Origin of the sequence: Vibrio sp. 10N.247.310.17, from assembly GCF_041466605.1 — a bacterium.
In the GTDB taxonomy this organism is placed as follows: Bacteria; Pseudomonadota; Gammaproteobacteria; order Enterobacterales; family Vibrionaceae; genus Vibrio; species Vibrio tasmaniensis_A.
Genome location: NZ_JBFSTC010000029.1, coordinates 1 through 22,524, shown reverse-complemented (window position 1 = coordinate 22,524; position 22,524 = coordinate 1). Strand labels below are relative to the sequence as shown.

At 42.5% G+C, this 22,524-nt stretch carries 20 protein-coding genes; 2 read left to right on the top strand and 18 right to left on the bottom strand.

The window, feature by feature from the left end; translation table 11 throughout:
• Positions 1–117 precede the first annotated feature (117 nt).
• The 18 genes from AB6D80_RS10525 to AB6D80_RS10440 all read right to left on the bottom strand — a co-directional run bounded on the left by AB6D80_RS10525 (position 118) and on the right by AB6D80_RS10440 (position 20,406).
• Complete coding sequence (locus tag AB6D80_RS10525) at positions 118–4,482, bottom strand: DUF6701 domain-containing protein (protein ID WP_372188455.1); 4,365 nt, start codon at positions 4,480–4,482, stop codon at positions 118–120.
• Positions 4,483–4,920: a hypothetical protein gene (locus AB6D80_RS10520; protein WP_017098893.1), complete on the bottom strand. Its 438-nt coding sequence runs from the start codon at positions 4,918–4,920 to the stop codon at positions 4,483–4,485.
• Positions 4,910–5,632 (bottom strand): PilW family protein, encoded by a 723-nt coding sequence (locus AB6D80_RS10515; RefSeq protein ID WP_372188454.1) that lies wholly within the window; start codon positions 5,630–5,632, stop codon positions 4,910–4,912. The genes AB6D80_RS10520 and AB6D80_RS10515 overlap by 11 nt, the downstream gene beginning before the upstream one ends.
• On the bottom strand, positions 5,632–6,186 hold the full coding sequence (locus AB6D80_RS10510; protein WP_372188452.1) for a prepilin-type N-terminal cleavage/methylation domain-containing protein: 555 nt from the start codon (positions 6,184–6,186) through the stop codon (positions 5,632–5,634). The genes AB6D80_RS10515 and AB6D80_RS10510 overlap by 1 nt, the downstream gene beginning before the upstream one ends.
• A complete protein-coding gene (locus tag AB6D80_RS10505; protein WP_372188450.1) occupies positions 6,177–6,728 on the bottom strand; it encodes a type II secretion system protein in 552 nt (183 codons plus the stop codon). Before AB6D80_RS10505 ends, AB6D80_RS10510 begins: the two co-directional genes overlap by 10 nt.
• 140 nt (positions 6,729–6,868) lie before the next feature.
• A complete protein-coding gene (locus tag AB6D80_RS10500; RefSeq protein ID WP_372188447.1) occupies positions 6,869–7,390 on the bottom strand; it encodes a type II secretion system protein in 522 nt (173 codons plus the stop codon).
• Between the two features lie 34 nt (positions 7,391–7,424).
• Positions 7,425–8,000: a prepilin-type N-terminal cleavage/methylation domain-containing protein gene (locus tag AB6D80_RS10495; RefSeq protein ID WP_372188445.1), complete on the bottom strand. Its 576-nt coding sequence runs from the start codon at positions 7,998–8,000 to the stop codon at positions 7,425–7,427.
• A gap of 79 nt (positions 8,001–8,079) precedes the next feature.
• Positions 8,080–8,535 carry a hypothetical protein gene (locus tag AB6D80_RS10490; protein ID WP_017101377.1) on the bottom strand — a complete coding sequence of 152 codons (456 nt, stop codon included), beginning with the start codon at positions 8,533–8,535 and terminating at the stop codon, positions 8,080–8,082.
• A 3-nt stretch (positions 8,536–8,538) separates the two neighbouring features.
• Positions 8,539–9,762, bottom strand: coding sequence for a type II secretion system F family protein (locus AB6D80_RS10485; protein WP_009847859.1), 1,224 nt, complete (start codon positions 9,760–9,762; stop codon positions 8,539–8,541).
• Between the two features lie 12 nt (positions 9,763–9,774).
• The gene (locus AB6D80_RS10480) at positions 9,775–11,499 is read right to left on the bottom strand and encodes a GspE/PulE family protein (protein ID WP_372064142.1); all 1,725 of its coding nucleotides are present in this window, start codon (positions 11,497–11,499) and stop codon (positions 9,775–9,777) included.
• Positions 11,489–12,664, bottom strand: coding sequence for a tetratricopeptide repeat protein (locus AB6D80_RS10475; RefSeq protein ID WP_372064144.1), 1,176 nt, complete (start codon positions 12,662–12,664; stop codon positions 11,489–11,491). Before AB6D80_RS10475 ends, AB6D80_RS10480 begins: the two co-directional genes overlap by 11 nt.
• A 2-nt stretch (positions 12,665–12,666) precedes the next feature.
• Positions 12,667–13,506 carry an ExeA family protein gene (locus AB6D80_RS10470; protein ID WP_102250487.1) on the bottom strand — a complete coding sequence of 280 codons (840 nt, stop codon included), beginning with the start codon at positions 13,504–13,506 and terminating at the stop codon, positions 12,667–12,669.
• 56 nt (positions 13,507–13,562) lie between these two features.
• Positions 13,563–15,239 (bottom strand): pilus (MSHA type) biogenesis protein MshL, encoded by a 1,677-nt coding sequence (mshL, locus tag AB6D80_RS10465; RefSeq protein WP_135384581.1) that lies wholly within the window; start codon positions 15,237–15,239, stop codon positions 13,563–13,565.
• A 15-nt stretch (positions 15,240–15,254) separates the two neighbouring features.
• Positions 15,255–15,587 (bottom strand): MSHA biogenesis protein MshK, encoded by a 333-nt coding sequence (locus AB6D80_RS10460; protein ID WP_372188444.1) that lies wholly within the window; start codon positions 15,585–15,587, stop codon positions 15,255–15,257.
• Positions 15,580–16,227: a type 4a pilus biogenesis protein PilO gene (gene pilO / locus AB6D80_RS10455; RefSeq protein WP_135444531.1), complete on the bottom strand. Its 648-nt coding sequence runs from the start codon at positions 16,225–16,227 to the stop codon at positions 15,580–15,582. Before pilO ends, AB6D80_RS10460 begins: the two co-directional genes overlap by 8 nt.
• Positions 16,227–17,669 carry an MSHA biogenesis protein MshI gene (locus tag AB6D80_RS10450; RefSeq protein ID WP_372188442.1) on the bottom strand — a complete coding sequence of 481 codons (1,443 nt, stop codon included), beginning with the start codon at positions 17,667–17,669 and terminating at the stop codon, positions 16,227–16,229. The genes pilO and AB6D80_RS10450 overlap by 1 nt, the downstream gene beginning before the upstream one ends.
• A 2-nt stretch (positions 17,670–17,671) precedes the next feature.
• Positions 17,672–19,687, bottom strand: a complete 2,016-nt coding sequence (gene csrD / locus AB6D80_RS10445) for an RNase E specificity factor CsrD (protein ID WP_135444535.1) — start codon at positions 19,685–19,687, stop codon at positions 17,672–17,674.
• Positions 19,688–19,848: 161 nt separating this feature from the next.
• Complete coding sequence (locus tag AB6D80_RS10440; protein WP_009847868.1) at positions 19,849–20,406, bottom strand: single-stranded DNA-binding protein; 558 nt, start codon at positions 20,404–20,406, stop codon at positions 19,849–19,851.
• Between the two features lie 277 nt (positions 20,407–20,683).
• On the opposite strand from AB6D80_RS10440, the gene AB6D80_RS10435 reads away from it, so the two are divergent.
• Positions 20,684–21,331 (top strand): LuxR C-terminal-related transcriptional regulator, encoded by a 648-nt coding sequence (locus tag AB6D80_RS10435; RefSeq protein ID WP_029222919.1) that lies wholly within the window; start codon positions 20,684–20,686, stop codon positions 21,329–21,331.
• 154 nt (positions 21,332–21,485) lie between these two features.
• Positions 21,486–22,358 carry a UTP--glucose-1-phosphate uridylyltransferase GalU gene (gene galU, locus AB6D80_RS10430; RefSeq protein WP_372188440.1) on the top strand — a complete coding sequence of 291 codons (873 nt, stop codon included), beginning with the start codon at positions 21,486–21,488 and terminating at the stop codon, positions 22,356–22,358.
• Positions 22,359–22,524 lie beyond the last annotated feature (166 nt).

Sequence of the window (22,524 nt, the reverse complement as noted above, 5' to 3'; positions counted from 1 at the left end):
CAAAAATTGCACTAAATGTACCAATGCCTTGCTGTCACGGCAAGGCATTGAAGTATAAACATGGACTGAAACCCACAATTTCTTACAGATTCCTAACTTAACAGCCAAAAAATCATATTATTGCTGACCTATTAAGCCACTTTCACCTCGGTAGATCACACGATCGTTCCCGCGATGGATACCAAAGGTGACTACTGTTGAGGGATCTTCTTCACCAGCAACTTCCACCCGGTTCGGGTCTTGCCAGCGATAACGGAGCCAAGGAGCGGCATTTCCACCGCTATTTAGATCCAACCAAACCTGTGTTTGTTGCCTAACCTCTGGATCTGTTGGCGTTTGAACAACCTGTATAGAGTTAGATATACCATTCACAACACCACCGCCCCCTGAAAGATTTACATCAGCGGCCGTAGCTCCCGTTTCAACCCAAATATCTCGGTTGTCACCTTCCGTATTTATACCGGCTAAATTCGTTGTGTTATCACCTTCATGAGTGGCAAAACTTGTTCCGGTCCAATGCTCTATGCGGAGCGGTATATTCATACCACCACCAGCAACCCCACCAACGCTATCTATTACAGCGCGACCAAATCGAATTATAGGTTGAACAGTTAACAATCTAGCATCTCTATTCTGCTGATAGTCCACGGGGTCTGTATTACTACCCAAAGCATCAATCGATATCGACGAACCAGTGCCTCCCGCAGTATTGAACGGCCCATCTTCATAGCCATCAGCAGGTGCTGCTTTCGCCCAACACAACTCGCTAGCACAGTTAGTTGAGGGCGAATTTTCATCTAACGTAAATGTACCTATACTCTTGCCCAAGATGGAAGCCCACGACTTACTCGGCGTCCCCGAATAAAAACGATTTGCAAAAGCAGGGGTAGCTTCATACAAAGCAAAGTTCGCGGTAATTGTTGGCTCAAAATATCCATAGTTATTCACTGCACTGCCTTGTGCGTTTAGTGCCTCCACATTAAAAGAAACCCCCTCAAAAGGCTGATTCATGTATGCATAAGATTGATTCCCTGGGTAATCCCACACCGCATTGTTCACCACTTGAAAATATTTAGGATAAAAACGACCAGCGGTTGTTTTATAACCTGGCACCGTCATCCCATTCAGGTAGTCCGGTTTGTCTGCCCATAGTTTAATGCTACCTACTTCAGACCAAGCTAAGCTCTTATACGCGTAGCCATTCAACCACATATCAGCAGGGATAGGTTGCGGTGACAATTCATCACCACTGTTTTTATTACCAACGCTTAATACGCCATTATGGCCATTACTCGGGCTTTCAAGAGCATAATTGACATACACAACTTCATCATCAAAGCCAGATACTGAAAGAGCCCTACATAAATCCCCCGAAAATGAACTGTCAATGAGACCGTCATTATTACGATCAGCACTAGGCTCCCAAGCTATCGCACTAACCGCTAAGTAAGCAGTATTACCTGCGGCGATAAATGAAGCTCCTCCTGTTGAGCTACCGGAAGGGAATGGGGCATTTGGTACACCGGAGTTATCTTGGCAACTCACCAAAGCAAATGGCCTAACATACACATCAGTAGAACTCTGTAAGCCTTTCCAATTGGGTATAGATTGATTCGTGGGTTGCCAGTCAGCATCTGCCAAATGAAGTTTTATATGACCAGCCGACCAGTATTGAGAAGTCAGTTTTGCAACACCATTCTGAAAAACAATATTGTTCACTTTAGTTCCATTTAAAGGTGAACTGCCGATCTTAATGCTATACGAATTGAGAAATAGCTCATTATTCCAACCACTATTGCCTTGAGTTATCTGCTCATAGGAAGCATAAAGTGATTTAGTTCCATCATAATCCGATATTTTCTGACATGCCCTTGGGTTAGAAGCCCCTGATGCTACTGCAGTAACTTCGGTCTCAAATGTTCGGAAAGCAACCTGCCCCTTACCTCCATCAACCCTTTGTTTATCTTCAATTTTAAATCCGTAAGGCACAAACTGATACGGTCCACCGGTTGCACTGATGTTACTTTGCCCCCGAATAGAAGCAGAGATTGAAACCGGAGATAGGCCAATACTTGACAGTGACTTGGTGTAAGTAGCTGTCTGCCCTGCTACGAAATCGTGACTCAAGGATGCAGAACAGGTTCCATCTGAATTTAACCAACACGCATCCCTCGAACTATTATTTGGAATTGTCACATCAAGAGTTCCCGTATAATTATTAACAGGTTGCTTGGTTATTTTATCGACCAACTTAAAGTTTATAGGAATACCGGTACAAGCTAACCCAGAGCTAGAGCCTGGAGTAATAACCAACTCTGGCTCAGAAAAACATTGGCTTTCCCCGGTAATCTGAGATGCTCCACTCATATGAAGGTCACGAACGGTAACCGCACCGTACACATGTGATCCATTAGATAACCGAACCTCCCCCTCGCTGTAAATCAATGCTTTGATTTGTGATTGACTGGATAAATCCATTTCACAACCATATGCAGGGCACGTTTGTCCAGATGAACCTTTAGTAGGGTCATACCCAACTATTACAAGGTTATCTGCATTACCTGAATTATTAATCCTTGAATTATTCGATAAATTTAAGTATCGAGTATGAATAATCACCTTCCCTTGAATATTCAAGGAAGAGTGGGTATTGATATTCAAAGAATTAAAATAGTAGTCGCCAGCAGTCAGTGTCACGGTTGACTGACCAATTGATAAGCTCTTTTGAGATAAAGGTGTTAACGTTTTTGTTGTATTCCAGATATCACTACCTGAATTTGTTATCAGGAAATCATCCAGTTTAGATTGGACGATTTGCTTTGTGGGATCGTTAGTACACGATATCCCATCACATTTCACTGCATTCCCAAATTGAGCACTTCCAAACCCGACCTTTCTTTGGCCAGCCTCCAATAACGCATTGGTAATTTTAGATTGGTTCCACATCTCAATACTGCTACCTGACGAGTTTCTCCAACCTTGAACTGCAGAAGGAAAAGCCGAACAGTAGTTTTTCGTAAACTTAGGGAGCTTATTGACTTGAAAAGCAAAGTACCCGATCTTTTCGTCAGTATGAGACCTCCATCCTTTTGAACCACTCAGAGACAGATCTTCATCAACAACAAGTCCTACTTGATAGTCATTATCGTCACTGCCGTTATGCTTCACGCTACAAAGTCTCAACCAACCACCTTGGCCTCCTTTACGGGTGACTTTACTTGCGACAATTCCAGGTAGGGACTGATATTCGTTTTCAAGATCATGCATATCATTACAAGATTTAAGGATAGGTTTTGAGGATCCGCTGTCATCATCAAGAGAAATGCGGCCAAACTCATAATTAATTCCGTTTGACGTGCCATCATGTTCATCTGAAATTAAAAACGCTATTTTTTCTGGCTGAGAAGGCGGGTTATTTGTATCCACACGAGTCAGCTCTAAATAGAATTTGGCACTCGTTTGATTTACGTCATCAATGCCGGCAGTTAACCATCGGTTCGTCGAGCTATTAATCTGAGCAAATACAACGGGATCATCATCCCCTATTCGATGTGAGCTAAACCTTGAATAAGGGACTGACTCCCACTTAGGATCGCTTTTTTTTCCATGCGCTTGATACGCTTTGGTATCGAGGTAACCTGCAATTGCCTTATGTCCATCACTGAATGTTATAGTGCCGGGTTCAACCACAAGGTAACTAATCGAAGACATTGGTTTTGAAGCAAGATTGTAATTCCAGTGTTGAGGAGCAACTTCTTGGTGGAATGTCGCTTGCGTTGAACTGATGTTTTTTATAGAAAGTGTTGCAGGCGCATCACTATCAGGATTAACAGGATCAATCGTTGGCATAAGAAATACCAATGGAGTCGTTCTATAGGTTTTATTGAAGGTGATCGTGCAATCGCTAGCTTTACAGTTGGCTGAGTCCAAACGACCGAACTCAAAGCGAGCATCATCAAATTTTGTTACGGGTGGAGGAGGTAATGCTCCACAGCTACCACTACTAATACAATATTTATCGCTATCGTAAAATTGTGTTCCTTTTAAGTTCAATCTCAAATATGGGTAAAATTTATCAACACCTGTTTTTTGAGACAAATTGATCGCAAAAGGAGAACCTTTTACTACTCCATCAACAGAGTAGGTAATTATGCCTTTAATATGCCTAGCATTATAATTTGAAGTTCGTGTAAATTTAACTTGGAAAGTTCTTTGTTTTCTTTCTGATACATAGTCTCTTTCATAAACATTAGAGCTATAACCTTGATAAACAGTATCATCGGTCCAAATTGGGAAATAGTAAATTCCTTCCAAACGAGCACGATTTTTTCCATCAGAATCAATTTGAAAAGTGAAACAAAAACCATTTCGAGCATCTACCCATGCCCCTTTAGATAAACACTGATTAGCCAATGCATTAGTTTGAAACAACACACTAAAAAGAATAAAAAATACGAGGCTAACTCTACTAAGTAGGCGCATTTATATTACTCCCCTCACCCACACATCTTGACTACGTTGCATTAAATTCACACCCGTTCCGCACATTGCGACCGCTCTTACTGTGTATAACTGAGAACTATCGACAAGTTGACCACCTGTTGGTGAGCACGTTATTTGAACATCTGCACATGTAATTGTCGTTGCGAAGTTCATTGCTGTTCCATTCAAGTTTGTACACTCTGCAGCCACATCAAATGAAACCGTTGTGTTGGCTCTAGGTGGATATATCTGCATTAAGGCTCGCTCTATTGCCGAATGAGCTAAAAGATGGGCTTGAGTACCAATCACATCTTTTGTATGTGCGTCATTATTAGACCACTCTATGCGGCTTAAGGTTGTAGCAAGAAACCCCATCACCACCAAGACAAAGATGACGACAATATACAGGCTTCCGACTTGTCTTTTTTTAAGGAACATTGATCACCTGTATGTCTTGCTGGAAATTGGTCAGTTCATCCCCGACTTGGTTTCTAAATTCAAACTCAAGATGGACGATACCATTACGCTGAACATTTGCGGGTTGATAGTCTAAATCCCCAGTCACTCCCGTATCCGAAATTGGGATTAGCGCGCCATTGCCTTCACTTCTCCATACTCGGCCATTCACAATGCAATAGTTGACGCGGCCATTAGGATTGTAAATATAGTGTCGATTTGAAACCGAATTGCCCACAAGGTTTACAGACTCACTAGCAAGCAAGAAAGTATTATTGGTTGCAGTTACAGTAGCTAAGGGGAAAATATTATTGGTCGGCGCCGCCTCTGTAGGGTTTATCACTAAAGAAAGAGGAGCAAGCTCTGCAACTGTCAGCCTATTATCGCCCGTGACAAATTGAATATCATCGCCCGACACCGCATAAATCCCAGAGGTAACGATAGGGAAAAATGAAACACAGCGAGCTCCCGGGACGACAGCATTCTGATTGAACATATTCGGTACAGCATGACGCACTTCACGGGTAATTTTTTCTATCACAAACTTTGCTTGAGTTTGCAAGCGCTGCCTATCTACGGTGTCCGCATAGCCACGTGCACCTAACTCAACAAACCCTGCTATACCTACTACTAAAATACTACCGACAATCATGGTGATAACCATTTCAATAAGAGTGAAACCTTGCCTTCTCATTAGTAATTACCTCGATAGGCATCCAGCACAATAGGGGGATAATTTGAGGCCGAGATCGTTAGGTTGATTCTTTTTAGTTGATCGACAATTTGGTACGTCACATTAATATCTAGGCGGTAGTTGTTATAGGTTGTTGCGCCATTCTCGCCCAATAATAGATTAAGGTCTCGACACCCGTTAATTGCACCGGGCTCCCAACACCCATCATAGTCATCGACATCATTGTATTGAGCGATAACCTCCGTGCGGTCAAGGCCAAATATCGCTTCAACAGTGCAATTCACACCAGATGCCCCCTCACCGCATCTAAATTCCCCACCATCAAAATCACTATTCTCATCGAACCCTCGAGCAAGAATCATCGACATCACGCTTTGCCCTAGCGCGGCTGAACGAGTCTGATAATGAGGATCACCAGATCGACTAACCTGAGGCGCTAAAAAGTTTATGATGGTCATCATGGCGAGCCCCATAACCACAATCACAATCACACTTTCAATTAATGTAAAACCACGTTCTTTTACAGGTGATTTATGAATACTATTCATGAGCACACCCCATTTTCGACATAACCTTGCGCGTTAATTTCCACACGGCAGGTATTCACATTTGAAGTAATCGTAATCACCACACCAGCTGCAACGTTAACGACAACGCCTGCAGGTGTTTCACCTGTTGTAGGGTTACCTAATAAATCAAAGTTAACTAGAGATAGAGGAATGGCTGGAGTGGTATTAGATGCCGCTGTTAAGATAACCCCGTTGAGCATAACCCAATCACTACGCGCTTGGTTTTGCGCGGTACAGCTCACTTCGGAACCGACACAATTGCCAACGATTGCGAGAATGAAGTTACTCTCTCCAACGACAGCCCCCAGATCAACATTGGATTGCATACGATTGATTTGAACTTGACGAATAACAGAAACCACTTGCTCTTGAGCTGCGAAGGCAGAAAAACTATCCCTTCCGGAAAGACGGCTAGCAGCGTAGGCAGAGACAATCGCTATCAACAACATCACAATGATCAACTCGATTAAAGTAAAGCCTTGTTGCTGAAAACAGCGGTTTCTGTATGTTCTATTGAATTTATTCACCGACACCCAATCCGCTAAATATTTGATAGTTTAAAGATTAAGTGTAACTCAGGGAACGGAATTTGTCTTTGCTGCTTACCTGAATTTCAGACAGAAAAAAGGCCAGCAATGCTGGCCTATACATTCGTCAATTTGGTTATTTACTGAGCACCACAAGCTGTGCCATTAGCACCAGCTTGCAACGCAACTGTTGCAGGGGTATTCGCATTCGTAGCGGCAGTATAACGAACACACTGCTTTGTAAAGCCCTTAAAACCTAGGTCGATCCATAGGTTATTTTGAGTTGTAGCTGTTTTTTCCGATTGTAGGACAACGAACTCATCAGATAAGTCTAAAGCTTGAACGATACCTCCAAGGTTAGCTGTATCATCGCTAACTGCCGTTGGGTAACCAAAATGATGAGCGATATTGTCAATTACCGTTCCAGGTGCGCTTGCATTAGTCCATGCTGTATAAGTCGTACCTTCAATAGCAGCAATAGCAGCACGTCCATAAGTTATTCCCATTGCGCCCGCAACTGCACCACGCAGCCCTTCTAAAGAAGCGGTACGAGCATCATCTTGTAAATTTAGAAAACGAGGTGCTGCAGTAACTGCAAGAATACCTAGAATAACAATTACCACCACTAGTTCTATTAGGGTGAAACCGCTTTGTTTTTTCATAGTCTTTTCTCTCTATGTATATTTAAACGCAGGTTTACTGCAGTGTTACGGTCACACGACCAGTTCTAATCTCGTAAACAAATTGATGCTGAGTACCGCCTTCCAATTGAATGTAAGTGCAGTAGTCATTGCTATTATCCGCTTGCGCTGAATATTTGTAATTCGAACCATTAGCCACATCGGTTAATGTTCCAACTTTTGGTGGGTTCTGAAGAAGGTTTTCCATTAAATCGACACACGAAACATCAGTCACATCATTAGACGGAGCTGAAGCTGAATTTGTGTTTATAGACCATGGGTAGCCGTCTCTAAAATTAGTACTTCCATTGCTACTTGTTGATCTGGTTAGCCAAAAATCAACACCATCGTAATTTACAGTATTGTATGTTTCAATACCAATTTTTTCTGATGGACGAGCTTCTGCTTCCCATTGCGCTCTTGCTGAAAGTACGCCTGTCGCAAAACCACCCGCGACACCTTCAATACTGGCTTTCTTGGCTTCGTCTGTCACATCCAAGAAACGAGGTAAAGCTGCAACAGCTAATAAACCCACAACAACAATCACTATGACTAACTCAACTAGGGAGAAACCCTTTTGATTTTTAAGCACTTTCTACCTACTCATCTAATTGCTAATGCGCATTATACATTTGACCATGCATAAAACCATAAAAACAGCGCCAATACGTTCACAAGGCCAATATATTGACTTTGACACTAAATCTTTCTTTTTTGAGTAATATATCTATCTGATACTTATCACTATAATGATAACGGCAATGAAAATGAATGTTATCACTTTTGTCTTCAATGTTTGGAGAGCTGAGACCTAAAATACGCCCCTTAGGATATAATTGCTCCAACCAATAACCGCAATTTCGAGCCGAGTCTTGAATTGGCATAACCCACCCCGTTCTGCTGTAAGTCTTTGGCGGTTTCGCATCATTCTTTTGCTCCACACCAGATAACAAATACTGCTGTTTGAACAAATTCGCTTGCTCAAGAATTCGCTTGCTCGCAACGATTAATGCCGTGTTCGTTGCTTCTTCTTCTACTGTTTTCCATACAGAAAGCAAACCCATAACGAGAAAAAGAATAACCGCAACCCAAATAACAAAACGTGAGCGCTGTAGGTTATTCAGCATCCCCTAACCTTTGATTGCATCCAGCATTCCCCACATTGGCAAGAAAATACCCAGAGCTAAAACCAGCACCATTCCCGCAACGATCGTCAACAGAATAGGTTCAATTCTAGCGGTTAACGTTTTTAGATCGTAATCAACCTCTCGGTCGTAAAAATCCGCAACTTCAAGCAGCAACTCATCAATACGACCCGTTTCTTCACCCACAGAAATCATTTGTATCACGAGTGGTGTAAAAATTTCGCTGTTAATCGCGGTAGAAGACACGGTACTTCCCGCTTCTATTGCCGATTTCATGCCTTGAACACGAAGTTCTAAAAAACGATTGTCCAGAGCTTCAGCCGATAGCGATAACGATTGGTTAAGTGGTACGCCTGCTTTTAGCATCAAAGCAAAGGTACGAGAGAAACGCGACAATAGAGCTCGATTGACCACTCCACCAATCACTGGCATTTTTAAGCGCAGCCGATCCCACTTTTCCCACCCTTTATCTGTCTTAACCCATGCTTTAAAAGCAAAAACAAGACCAAAGATTAATCCAAGCATTAACCCCCAGTAATTAACAAAGAACTCAGACATCCCCATTAAAATACGAGTTGGAAGTGGTAAGTCGACCCCAAAACGCGCGAACATACTCGAAAACTGAGGAATCACGAATATATTCAAGACAAACATAGCGATTGTAATAAAAGTAATCACGAACGTTGGGTAACGCATTGCCGTTTTGATTCGCTTTCGAGTTTCAACCTCTTGTTCGTAGTATCCAGCCAGTTGTAACAATGCCTGATCTAAACGACCTGTATTCTCACCAACACTGATCATCGATACAAACAATGAACTAAATACCTTAGGGTGCATTTGCATCGATGCCGCTAATCCACGACCATTTGTAAGTTCAGCGACCACTTCTTCAAGTGCTACTTTCAGTTGCTTATTTTCACAATGTTGAGTTAACCCTTTCATCGATCTTAATAGCGGAACACCCGCCTTAGTTAAACTATACAACTGTCGGCAAAACAGAACCAACACCTCTAAAGGCACATTCGGGGAGAACAGACTGGATACATCCATATCCAGGATTGAACCGCCACTTTTTCCAAGTTTAATCGAAGTTGGAATGATCCCTTTACTCATCAAGCTGTCAGCAGCAAGATCTTCGTTATTCGCATCCAACTGGCCTGTCACTTGACTGCCATCAGAACTGCGACCTACATAACGATAAGTTGGCATATCACTCTACCCCTACAGATAAATTGGATCAGTGGCACCAGAAGCATCACCTTCGCCAAGGTTCATTACCTCATCAAAGCTCACAACACCCTGCATGGCCAATTCCATCGCAGAAGCTAACAGCGGTTTGTAGTTTTCAGACTGTCTTGCCGTTTGAGCAAAACCAACGGCATCATTGGCTCTAAGCGCATCCATCATAGGCTGATCGAGCTCCAACATTTCAAACACACCAACACGACCACTGTAGCCTGTCAAATTACAATTTTGACAACCACGCCCTTTCATAAATGGCGTACCTCGCTGGTTTGGGAAACGAACACTCAACCATTGCTTACGCGCTTCATCCAGCTCATCATCAACCTTGCAATCAGTACATACCTTACGAACTAACCGCTGTGCGACCACGGCTCGAACAGCACTTGCTACCAGATAACCCGGAGCCCCCATGTCCATCATACGCAGTGCACTGTCTACTGCATCGTTGGTATGCAGAGTACTTAACACTAAGTGACCAGTAAGTGCCGCTCTCAAACCAATTTCAACGGTTTCGTGATCTCGCATCTCACCAATAAGAATGATATCCGGATCCTGACGTAGGAAGGTTCTCAAAATCGTTGAGAAATTGAGGTTAATCTTAGGGTTTACCTGAACCTGATTCACACGAGGAAGACGGTATTCTACAGGGTCTTCAGCGGTAATGATCTTTTTACCCGGTTCGTTTAATTCACTTAACGCACCGTATAGAGTCGTTGTTTTACCTGAGCCCGTAGGCCCGGTTACGAGAATCATGCCATGTGGGCGGCGTAATTGATGACGAAGACGAACGAGCAAATCACTCGGAATGCCTGACAACTCCAATTTACGTAGGCCAGCCGATTGATTAAGCAAACGCATAACCACTGACTCACCGTGCTGTACTGGCATAGTCGACATACGAATATCGACCGATTGACCTTTAACGCGAATATTAAAGCGACCATCTTGAGGCAGTCGTTTCTCTGAAATGTCGAGGTTAGCCATCAGCTTCAAACGCAAAACCAGTGCAGAAGCAATATTCACTTCATTCAACAACGTTTCATGCAGGACACCATCAATACGCTGACGTAAACGTAATACGTTTGAATCTGGTTCAATATGAATATCAGACGCACCAACTTGAATAGCATCTTCAAACAGCGAGTTTACTAGCTTAACGACCGTAACTTCGTCGCTGTCTTCTTCAGCGATATCAAAGTCAAAGGCTTCATTAACTTTATGCTCAGCATGAAGCTGCTCAGCAAATGAGGCAATCTCTTTGGTTCTTCGGTAATAACGGTCGAAACCATCAACTAATTGTCTCTCTTGTGCGACGACAAATTCGAGTGCGTAGTCGCCTAGTTGACTCAGCAAAGATTCTTGGGCAAACAGATCAGCAGGATCACTCATTGCAACACGTAATGTGTCACCTTGACGCCCAATGACCAAAGCTCGAAGGCGGCGAGCATGAACCTCAGGTAAAAGCTGCACAGCTTCGACGTCAACATTAGCTCGGCTAATATCAATAAGAGGAATAGCAAGCTGTTGCGACAAGAAACTGAGCATTTGCTGCTCTGATAAAAAGCCAAGCTCGATCAGTGCATCACCAAGCTTGCGGCCTGTCCTTTTTTGAGCGGCCAGAGCTTGTTCAACTTGATCTTCAGTAATGATGCCCTCTTCTACGAGCAAATCACCGAGCCTTTTTCTTAATCTAATTTGCATCGCCACTCTCCTCTAAAGCATTGAGTATTTTTAAACGATCACGTACAAAGCCTTGCGACTGAGATGAGATCCCAACTCTAACCAATGCTCCTTGGTATGATTGCTTTGCAGCCATGAAATCAAGCTGACGTTCTTGCTGAATCGCTAAACCTAACCACCAGCGAGCATTATCTGAATCGACCTCAGTCAATTTTTGGTAGCTCTCTAGCGCAATATCTTCTTGCTGAGACTTTTGACTTAATGCAGCGCGCATTGCTAAGTAGTCTTGAGTTGGACTAGGTGGTAAGTGTATTAATGGGCTCAAAGCAGCTTCCGCTTGATTGGCTTTCACAAGTAGCTTCGATAAACCTAGGCGCAGTTTTTCACTGTTGATATTGAGTTTGATACCCGACTGAAATAACTCATACGCTTTGCGAGTATCACCTTTACCAAAATAGAGAATTGCTAGTTTCTGACGGACATCTTCATTTCTTGGATCATAACGAAGCGCTTCGTTATAACCTTTCAACGCACCAGAAAGGTCATTGGCATCAAGAGCTTTCTGAGCTCGGCCTTGAGCATTAATAGAAAGTTGTTCAGGCGTTAATTCTATCTGCTCAATCAACATTCCATTACTTTCTAAATCGCCAGACGTTTCAGGTTGATTTGATACTGGTGTGGGATCTTTTTTAGCCACGCTAGCAACAAGCATTGGCTTTGCTACTTTTGCTTTAGGTGTGCTTTGAGATTTAGGTATAGCTTGAGATTCAGGGTTTACTTTAGGCTTTGTAACTGACTGAGTTGATGCAGCAATGACTGAATCCGATTTAGATTGAGTACTTTTTAGTATTGCCGTGTTGTGAGCCGAAAGGTTCGCTGAATCTAGCGTCACTAACTTCTTAGTCGGCGAGGATACAGGTTGAGTAATGGCCGCTTCAGGACTACCCTCTGAATTGCCTTCTGAAGTATCAATAACGGAAACTTGTATATCTCGAGTTGATATTGAGTTATCGACAGCTGGGCCTTGTGATATAGCCCAGCCCCCCATGGCCAAGCTAAGGGTAAAACCTGCGACCACCCAAACCAATGGAGAGCGTGTTTTTACTTTAGGTACCACCGCAGCTTCAATCGATGCTGTTGACTCTTTTTTTGCCAATTCAGACAAGGCGTTATTAATGACGCTCATAATTAGTTCCAACCCCACAGCATTGGCGTTTTAAATTTAGGTTTACACACATCGTATGTTTCATGCATTGCAGCAAAGAGATGTTGGTTTTCTATATTTTGCTTATCTTCACTAAAAGCAAGCAACAAAGCTTTATGACACAACTGGTTAATCAACCTTGGGATCCCCAAAGAAGAGCGCCAGATCGCTTTTTTATGGCTCAGGCTAAAGGGAGCATATTTGCCACCAGATTTAGCGATCCGGTTATCAATGTAAGCTACCGTTTCATCGAGAGTCAGTGGCCTCAGTGTCGAACTAAATGTGATTCTTTGACGAAATTGCCTTAGATGATAAGCCTCTAATCGAGCATCCAATTCCGGCTGCCCTAATAGAACAATTTGCAGCAGCTTTTTATCTTCAGTTTCTAAGTTACCAAACAACCTTAAGGTCTCTAGAGCTTCATCTGACAACGCCTGGGCCTCATCAAGAATCGCAACCACTCGTAAACCTGAGTTGTGCAATTCAATAAGCTTGTGTTGAATGTTATCAACTAAAGCTGCTGGATTATCAATAGTCAAACCCAGCTCTTTAGCCACGGCTTGTCGTAAGTCAGCACCAGATAGCACTGGGTTAGGCAGGTAGATTAAAGCAGTACAATCATTGAGATGATTGACTAGCATTCGGCACACCATGGTTTTGCCTGTGCCGACCTCTCCTGTAACCTTAACTACCCCCTCGCCCATTTCTAACGCCGACATTACCGTTTGAATTGCCTCAAAATGAGGTGCTAAACCATAAAAAAAATCGGTATTCGGCGTTAACGTAAATGGTAACTGTTCAAAATCAAAATGAGCTTGATACATAAGACGACCTAGCTTAGTAATTCACTACCAATCTGCATTGATAAAGTGAGTGGTTACTATTCATCAGGGAACCATTCTTGTAAAAGATCTCGAGAACGCTCCATTTCTGATTGCCAAGTATTTACACCTACAACCGTTGGCTTTAATAAAATAACGAGTTCAGTTTTTTGAGTGAGTTGACTGGTATTACGGAACAAATGACCGAGTGCCGGGATATCACCAAGAAATGGAACTTTTGAAGTCATGTCACTGGTGTTTGATTTCATCAATCCGCCAATAACAACCACATCACCATCTTGCGCTCGAATCACGGAGTCAGATTCACGAATAGAGCTTTTAGCCAACGGCAGCGTCACAACACCAGTTGTTGAGCCAAGATTAAGCTCTTTCACTTCCTCTTCCACCTCAATCACTGCGGGGTGAACATGCAGGAACACATTTCCTTTATCATCGATCTGCGGCGTCACATCCAAAGAAATACCGGAGAAGAACGGGGTTAGCTCAACTTCAGGGGCAACATTCGCGTTATCACCACTACCGACCGAACTTGATAAATTCGTCACGAAATATTTATCTATACCCACTTTTATAACCGCTTTCTGGTTATTAGCTGCTGTCACTCTTGGGCTAGATAACACATTCAAGTCACCCTGTGTATCCATAAAACTCAATACTGCTTCAAAGCTGCCACCAGAAACAACGAGGTTAGATTGACCACCTAAAGCGGTACCGATTGGGTCCATGCCTGGTAGTTTGCCTGGGATGATCGTACCGGCTGCATTTTTAACGATAGAACCCATACCTAGCGTGTAGTTAGTACCGTTCGACGAAAACATCTTGGTCCAGTTAATGCCTTGTTGATAGCCGTCACTAAGTGTCACTTCCATGATTTTGGCTTCCAAGATAACTTGGCGCTGCAGACGTTTCTGAGAAATACCAAGGAACTCACGAACCTCTCGGATTTCATCGGGGTAAGCACGTACCGTAATCACACTCGCTTGTGGCGTAACCACAACGCTTTGCCCATCACCAGAACCAATTAAGTGAGCGACTGCCGCTTCAAGCTGCGGCCAAAAATCACTTTCAGATATCGTTTCAATCTCCGTACCACCGTTAGATGTGGAGCTAGACGAATTGGAGTTCGAGTTTGATGAGTTTGAATTCGAGTTAGACGAATTAGAATTCGAGTTAGATGAGTTCGAGTTAGAGTCTGAAGTGGAAATTGTTCCAGTAGTAATCGTCGTTAAAGAACGACCAGAACGCTTTACTTGCAAGTAATCCACAGGAATCGTGACTGTACGCAAACCAGCCGGATAAATTTGAATCACTTTGCCACGTTTTTCAATATCGTAACCATACATATCCTGAGCAACAGCCAGAACTTCATCTAAGGTCACGTCTGTTAGATTTAGAGTAAGTTTTCCAGCAACGCTTGGATGAATCGCGGCACTGTACTCTGTACCTTTCACTAGGCTTGCAAAAAAGGTTCTCGCTTCAACGCCTTTTGCTTGAATACGAAAGCGCTTGACGGTTTCCACATTCGGAGACATAGAGTCCGAACTTAGCTGAGGCATAAGGTCATCTTGTACCGACGAAGGTAAGTTATGAAGTGCTTTGCTATTCGCTTCATTAATAGATTCGTTTAAAGACTCTTTTATCTCAACAGGGTCTCTATGCCCCATCGAACAGCCGACTAAAGATGACACTAGAATTGCTACTACAAGTTTACGCATGTCTTCACTCTAACCTTAATTATTCTTAACATCTAAAGAGAACATCTCTAATTTCCACTGCTTAGAGCTTCTCAGCAGAGTGACGTACTCTGGATCTATGTTCTTAACTCGGTACCCTCTGATCGTTTCTCCTTGTTCGAGAATCTGACCATTCATAATCGCATAACAAGGTGTATCGCCCTTGCAAACAATGCTCTCTAGAGACGGTAAACGATATTGAACTGGCGCCTTTTTAGCTGATGCTGATTTCTGTTGGGGCGAAAGCCAACCTAATGGCGCAGTCGGGTCTTGTTCTGCCCATACCACTGAACTACCAAACAGCAAAGATAACACTAGAGTTCTAACCACCGATAAACTCCTGTCTGGTACCTAGGGTGTAAACCTCGAACACAAGTCGAGCTTTGGGATATTCTTCTACTGAATACTCAAACGTACGCCAATAATAGCTCACAGGAAGTGACTCAAGTGCTTGAAGATAAATTGAAATATCGAAGTAGCTACCCGTCAACTCCATTCTAACAGGATGGAGAAAGTACTTTGAATTGTCACTGTTCTCTTGATTGTCCGAAATAGCTTCTGGTTGTAACGATTCTAAAGACTCAAGCTTCAGTCCATTACCTGCATTAAGAACGCTCTCTAATAACTGCGCCATTTGAGAAGGCGTAACCAACCTATCAACGATTTCAGCGAGCTCAAATGATAGCTCTTGGCTCTCAACCAATAGTTTTTTTAACTCAAGATCAATTTCTTTATCTGGGTCTTTGTTCAACTTGGCTTGTAGAGCAAGTAATTCACCTTGTTGTTTCTGATTTGACTGCGTAAGGCTCATCGACTTCACATTCTTTTCTTGTAAATCAAGATATGCAGGTTCAATCAATAAGGTAAATACAAGCATGGATAAGCCCACTAGACCACACACGAAAAGTAGCCATTTCTCTCTCAGGCTTAATGCAAGAAACTTATCGCTAAGCTGATTCCACAGTTGCATTATTCACCCTCCCTATGAGTACTTAACTCAAACGTCACCACATCTTGCTCATTACGACCTATCTTTATCTTTTCAAAGGTACGTCCGACTAAATTAAGTTCATTCTTAAATTGACCAACCCAATTTGGAACTACACTTGCATCACGGGCAAAACCATTAAGCTCTAAGGTATCGTGAGTCATGTATATATGCGAAAGCGAGATGTCATTTCGGCCTAATTGAGCGAAGGAGTTCATGACGCCAGAATACCCGACTTGCTGAGATTCATCGAATTGACCGACCGCCTTCAACGCCTCTTTTTTGGCTTGCGTCTCACTAGTGAGACGAGCTACCGCAGCTACCTTGTTTGGAGACGGTTTATGTTGAATTAACTGACTGTTTAATTGGTTAACTTCTTGGTTAAGCTGATTCAAGTCATATTGTAAAGCTGCTAGCTCTTCATCCAAACTCAATGCTTGATACTGCATTACACAATAACTGCCAAGCAACAAGGTACACACAAGCCCCCAAACCATGACCACATTCACTAGAGTGAAATACTCTTTTTTAGGCTTAAGGTGCTCAGGGTAGAGATTAACGTTAAAAATATTCTTTTCAGCCGCGAGCGTAACTAACCATTTCTCTGAATTTTCGCGTTCACCTTCAACAAGCAAAGAAACGGTCGAACTCAATGTGCTATTTAACACGCTCTGCAATTCAGCTTCATCTTCCTCATCACAGCATATTTTTAACTGATGAAGTTGGGTGCCTTTAATTTGAGAAGAAAGGTAATCAATCGACCTTTGGAGTTCTAAAGCTAGACCATCCAACTGCAATGCACTTGATGCGGTACCAGTTAATGGGGGGACAACACTGCGGATTGTTCTTTGGAAGCAAACCGTGTTTTCAACAAATGCACCAAGCTTAAAATGTGAGTTGGGGCTGCGCTGTAAAAGAATGAAATTAGAGAGCTCACCAGCACTGTAGCCCCAAACTTCATCTTCGGGAGCAATACCTTTAAGATCAACTTGTGCTGAATTAGTAATGCTTACAAGCTTGTCCAATAGCTTTTTAGGCAAAACATACACTTGTAGCTTATTTGAGGTCGGTAGCGCTACCGCACTCGCTGTAATATCAGTCACCCTTTCAGAGATCAGATCTTTCAATAGAAAAGGCAATGCAACCGACCATTCACTCTGTGGAATGTCCGGTTTATCAATTTGATAGGTTTGGTAGTAGTTCGCACAGACAATTAGCTGAAGGCTATCACTAGTAAGCGACTCACTGCTTAACAATTTTTTCAGCGCACTTTCCCAGTCACCGTTAACCACAGGGAAACTGGTGACTTGAGGTTTTGACTCAGTCGATGAAATATAAACGGTATCATTGCCCAAAAGGACAACTTGAGAACTACCGTTATTATTCGTTGGCTTTATTTTGTCTAAAATCGCTTTAAAATTCATGCTTAACTATTACTCTTACGCCATCGATTTCTTCGACCGACTTTTACAACGGATTCAGCTTTCACTGTCTTCTCCCCTTGAGTAGGCAAGGGAATTATTTGTTGTTCTTCGTCAAAATATCTCCCTTGATAACCGTTAATGCCTAACTCTATCAAGGTATTCTTTTCTTGCTTTGTCTCAACTCCGACCGCGATCACTTCAGTTGGAGAATCACCGCATGCTCCAATCAGACTTCGAACAAACAGTTGGTTTTCATGCCTTTGATCGATTTTCTTTACCAAACTTCGATGAAGCTTAATATAGTCAACCTTCAAATCCTTTATATAATGAGTACTAACAATGGTTCGCCCAGCTTGGCCAACCACCACTTTACACCCTAACCCTCGTAACATCTTCGCCACTGGTCGCATATAATCAAGGTGAGTAATTAGATGGCCTTCTGAAAACTCAAAAGCAAGCTGAGAACGATGCTGAGCAGAGAGCTGTAACAACTCACTTCTGAACCATTTAAAATGTGATTTATTTGCAAACGGAGTGACACTCAAGTTCACCGAATAATTGACAGGCTGTGTTGATACTTTCAGCGACTTAAACAAAACCGTCAAAACCGATTGATCCATTTGAGCTTGATAACCGACTTGTTCTACCGCAGACATAAAACGAGAAGATTTCAATAGACCTTTGTCTGGATCTTGAATTCTAATAAATATTTCTTTATGCAATTCATTAACTTGACCTGAATCCGGCATAAGATAACACCGCTGAGCAAAGATTACTAAATTTTCAGGTAGCAGGGCTTTATCAAGTAATGTTCTCCAGCGAACACTGCCTCTGTCTATCTCACTTTTATTTTCTTTTGGGTAACGGCTCCAGTTATTAATGCGCTCTAACTGAGCGCTCTTTAACGCCGTTTCCGTTTCATCCATAATTTGGCTATGGCGTTCACCTTCGGTATACATTGTCACACCAATATGGCACCAATTATCTGATTCCAAAGGCTCCGGCGGAGTCAATTTATCTAATTGCCTTAAACATTGAGCAGCCAACGTTGCAATATCCTTTGTTCCTTGATGCGGAATAAACACGGCAAAGTCTGCTTCGTAATAACGAGAAAAAATGACATCGGGATAACGCTGAACAATATTCGACAACACTTCACCAACTTCAATAATAAATCCGTCAGTGATCTGCTTGTCATTGGCATCTCGAACTTGTTCCCACTCGTCGATACGTATCAGTAAAACGCCTCCACGAGCGCCACTTTCATGCAGTACAGATTCAAGTTTGTTATCAAATAGTACTCGGTTGGCTGTACCAGTGAGCTTATCTAGAAAAGTATGGGTGCGAATAAAAGTATCAAAGCGACTTCGCTCTTGGCGTGCATCTTTCAACTCTTCAATCAGTACATCAAGCGCTTCACTTGCCGTATATGGCCATTCTCGCTCGTCCCCTTTTGAATGAGCCTCTACCTGCCCAGCAAGGATCATTCTCCCTCGCTCTTCCAAAATCTCTGAGCCCATTAACTGTTCTTTTAACCAACGAACACCACGGGCCAAACAAAAAAGGATCAATGCCACCGCCAAAGTAATCGACCACATAGCTTCAATCGAGTAGTTGTAACCAATATAAGGGGGGAGTGCTTTAAATTCGATTTGATAGCCTTCATTTCGATCTAAAATGAAGCTTCTTTCATAGAGACGGTTTGGATCAATTTGTGGGGAGGTATCTTTAAATCGGTAAACGATACCGGTTTTGTTTGAAAGCTTCATCTCAACGATATTGCTTGCCTGCAACATCTTCGGCATCCAACGTTGCATTGAATACGCAGCATCTGGATCTTCCATCTCTTTATCTACGACGTCAACAATGCCAACCAAATAATGATCTAAATATTCCTGTCCTATACGCTTAAAGGAGAGTGTGCCACCAATAAAAAGGATGAACATCGCACTGATCACTATCACGGTGACAAATGCGACCAATCGAGTGCTCAATTTTAGTGTCGGGGTATATCTCATGAATAACGAAATCCTTTTCAACTCACATTATACCGTATTGCTACTTATACTATAAATTGACGTTGTAAATAAAGCGTTAAGAATTGTAGGTAACAAAAAGCCGCGACGAACGCGGCTTCTTCCAATTTAATACTGCTTTTATAATATATTAAAAACAGTCCTCAAAATGGGATGTCATCATCAAAATCCATCGGCGGCTCATTATATTGAGGTTGAGCCTGCTGAGGAGCTTGTTGAGGTGCTTTCGGCTGCTGTTGAGCTGGCGCACTGTATTGTTGCTGCTGTTGTTGTGGCTGCTGTGGCTGACCCCAACTACCTTGCTGTTGGTTGTTACCCATACCACCTTGGGCAGGAGCACCGCCTTGAGCACGACCGCCAAGCATTTGCATTACACCGTTGAAGCCTTGAACAACGACTTCTGTTGTGTAGCGATCTTGACCGCTTTGATCTTGCCATTTACGCGTTTGAAGTTGACCTTCAATGTAAACTTGGGAACCTTTACGTAGGTACTCACCAGCAACTTCCGCCAGCTTGCCAAACAGAGCAACACGGTGCCATTCTGTTTTTTCGCGCTGTTCGCCAGTTGCTTTGTCACGCCATGACTCTGACGTTGCAATGGTAATGTTCGCTACTGCACCGCCATTTGGCATGTAACGAATTTCAGGGTCATTACCTAGGTTACCCACTAATATAACTTTGTTAACTCCACGGCTAGCCATGATTTGCTCCGTCTAAATTCATAGTCTCAGAAAATTTTAGCGCACAAGAATAGCATGCTTTTCTGCTGTGATAAATCGCTTCCTATTCTCACTCCACCACAAAGAATAAAAACGTAACAAATCATGATATTCAAAGCGATGTTGCTTTTTTCTCCACTTACAAACCACTCATTTACTTTGATAATTGATATTCAACGCAAGTCACTATCAAGGCGCTAGAGAAGCGAAAGCCTGCATGACAACGTGGAATCTAATCCCACTCAAACAGGACGTTTCAATGAGAAAATCAAGATACGCTCGCACTTTACACTTTCTGTGCATCGACCCAAACGATACCTATCTACATGTAAAGGAGATAGAAAAGCACTTATCTATTATTCTCTACAAAATGACACCCGACGAATTAATGTTAGTTGATAGAAAGCAGAGTAACCGGATCTTGCTCGTCGATTATAGAGAGGTACCACAACTACTGGTTATTTGTCCTAACCTGACTGTTATGTGGAAAAATCACGAAATCATTTTATTCAATGTCCCCCAGCAACTTCCAACCTCAGAGCTTCTTACCTATGGGGTACTAAAAGGACTCTTTTACAACACTGAACAAAAGGACAAGATTGCTCGTGGTCTTCAAGAAGTGATCGATGGTGACAACTGGCTACCTAGGAAGGTGACTAATCAACTTCTGTTTTATTATCGTAATATGGTCAATACCAATACGACCCCAACCAATGTTGATTTAACTATTCGTGAAATCCAAGTCATTCGCTGCCTTCAATCAGGATCATCAAATACTCAAATAGCCGATGACCTTTTCATTAGCGAATTCACGGTCAAATCCCACCTCTATCAAATATTCCGTAAGTTAGCGGTGAAAAATAGAGTCCAAGCTATTGCATGGGCAAACCAAAACTTGCTTGCATAACCACTCCGCCTCTAATCTGACAATAATTTTGAGGGAAGCTCGAGTAATCATTGGTATTGTTGCTGAAATTTCGACATAACATATGCTAGAGTTGCCCTCAGAAATATCAACAAATCAGTTGAATCAATAATTATTATAGATAAAGGGTCTTATCATGATCAAAAAGTGCCTTTTCCCGGCAGCAGGCTACGGTACACGTTTTTTACCAGCAACTAAGTCAATGCCGAAAGAAATGATGCCTGTAGTAAACAAACCTCTGATTGAATACGGTGTAGAGGAAGCTATCGAAGCCGGTATGGATGGAATGTGCATCGTTACTGGCCGTGGTAAACATTCACTGATGGATCACTTTGATAAGAACTACGAGCTAGAGCACCAAATTAGCGGTACCAATAAAGAAGACTTGCTGATCAATATTCGTGAGACGATTGAAGCAGCAAACTTTACCTACATTCGTCAACGCGAAATGAAAGGTCTAGGCCATGCTATCTTGACTGGTCGTGAACTTGTGGGTGATGAGCCTTTCGCCGTTGTGCTTGCTGATGACCTTTGTGTGAACGAACAGCAAGGTGTATTGGCTCAAATGGTTGCTTTATACAAGCAATTCCGCTGTTCAATTGTGGCAGTACAAGAAGTTCCTGAAGAAGAGACTCACAAATACGGTGTTATCTCTGGCGAGATGATCAAAGATGACCTGTTCCGTGTCGATGACATGGTAGAAAAACCAGAGCCAGGTACTGCTCCAAGCAACCTAGCGATCATTGGCCGTTATATCCTGACCCCAGATATCTTTGAGCTTATCGAGCAGACAGAGCCAGGCAAAGGCGGTGAGATCCAGATCACTGATGCATTGCTGAAACAAGCAAAAGCAGGCTGTGTATTGGCTTACAAATTTAAAGGCCAACGTTTTGACTGCGGTAGTGTTGAAGGCTACATCGAAGCAACAAATTACTGCTTTGAAAACCTATATAAAAAAAATCAACAACAAATCGAGCTAGGTAAGCACTCAACAACAAAAGAAGCTTAATCGCTAATTTTGGCTTACTCACTGTTTAGCTATTTAATTAATAGCAATGAGCGGTTGTTTAACAGCACATTAAATGATTCCAAGGGTGACTCAAAAGAGTCGCCCTTTTTTATGGTTCATCGCGGATTAGCGGGAACTTAAAACAAAAACGGTAGTAAGTGATATG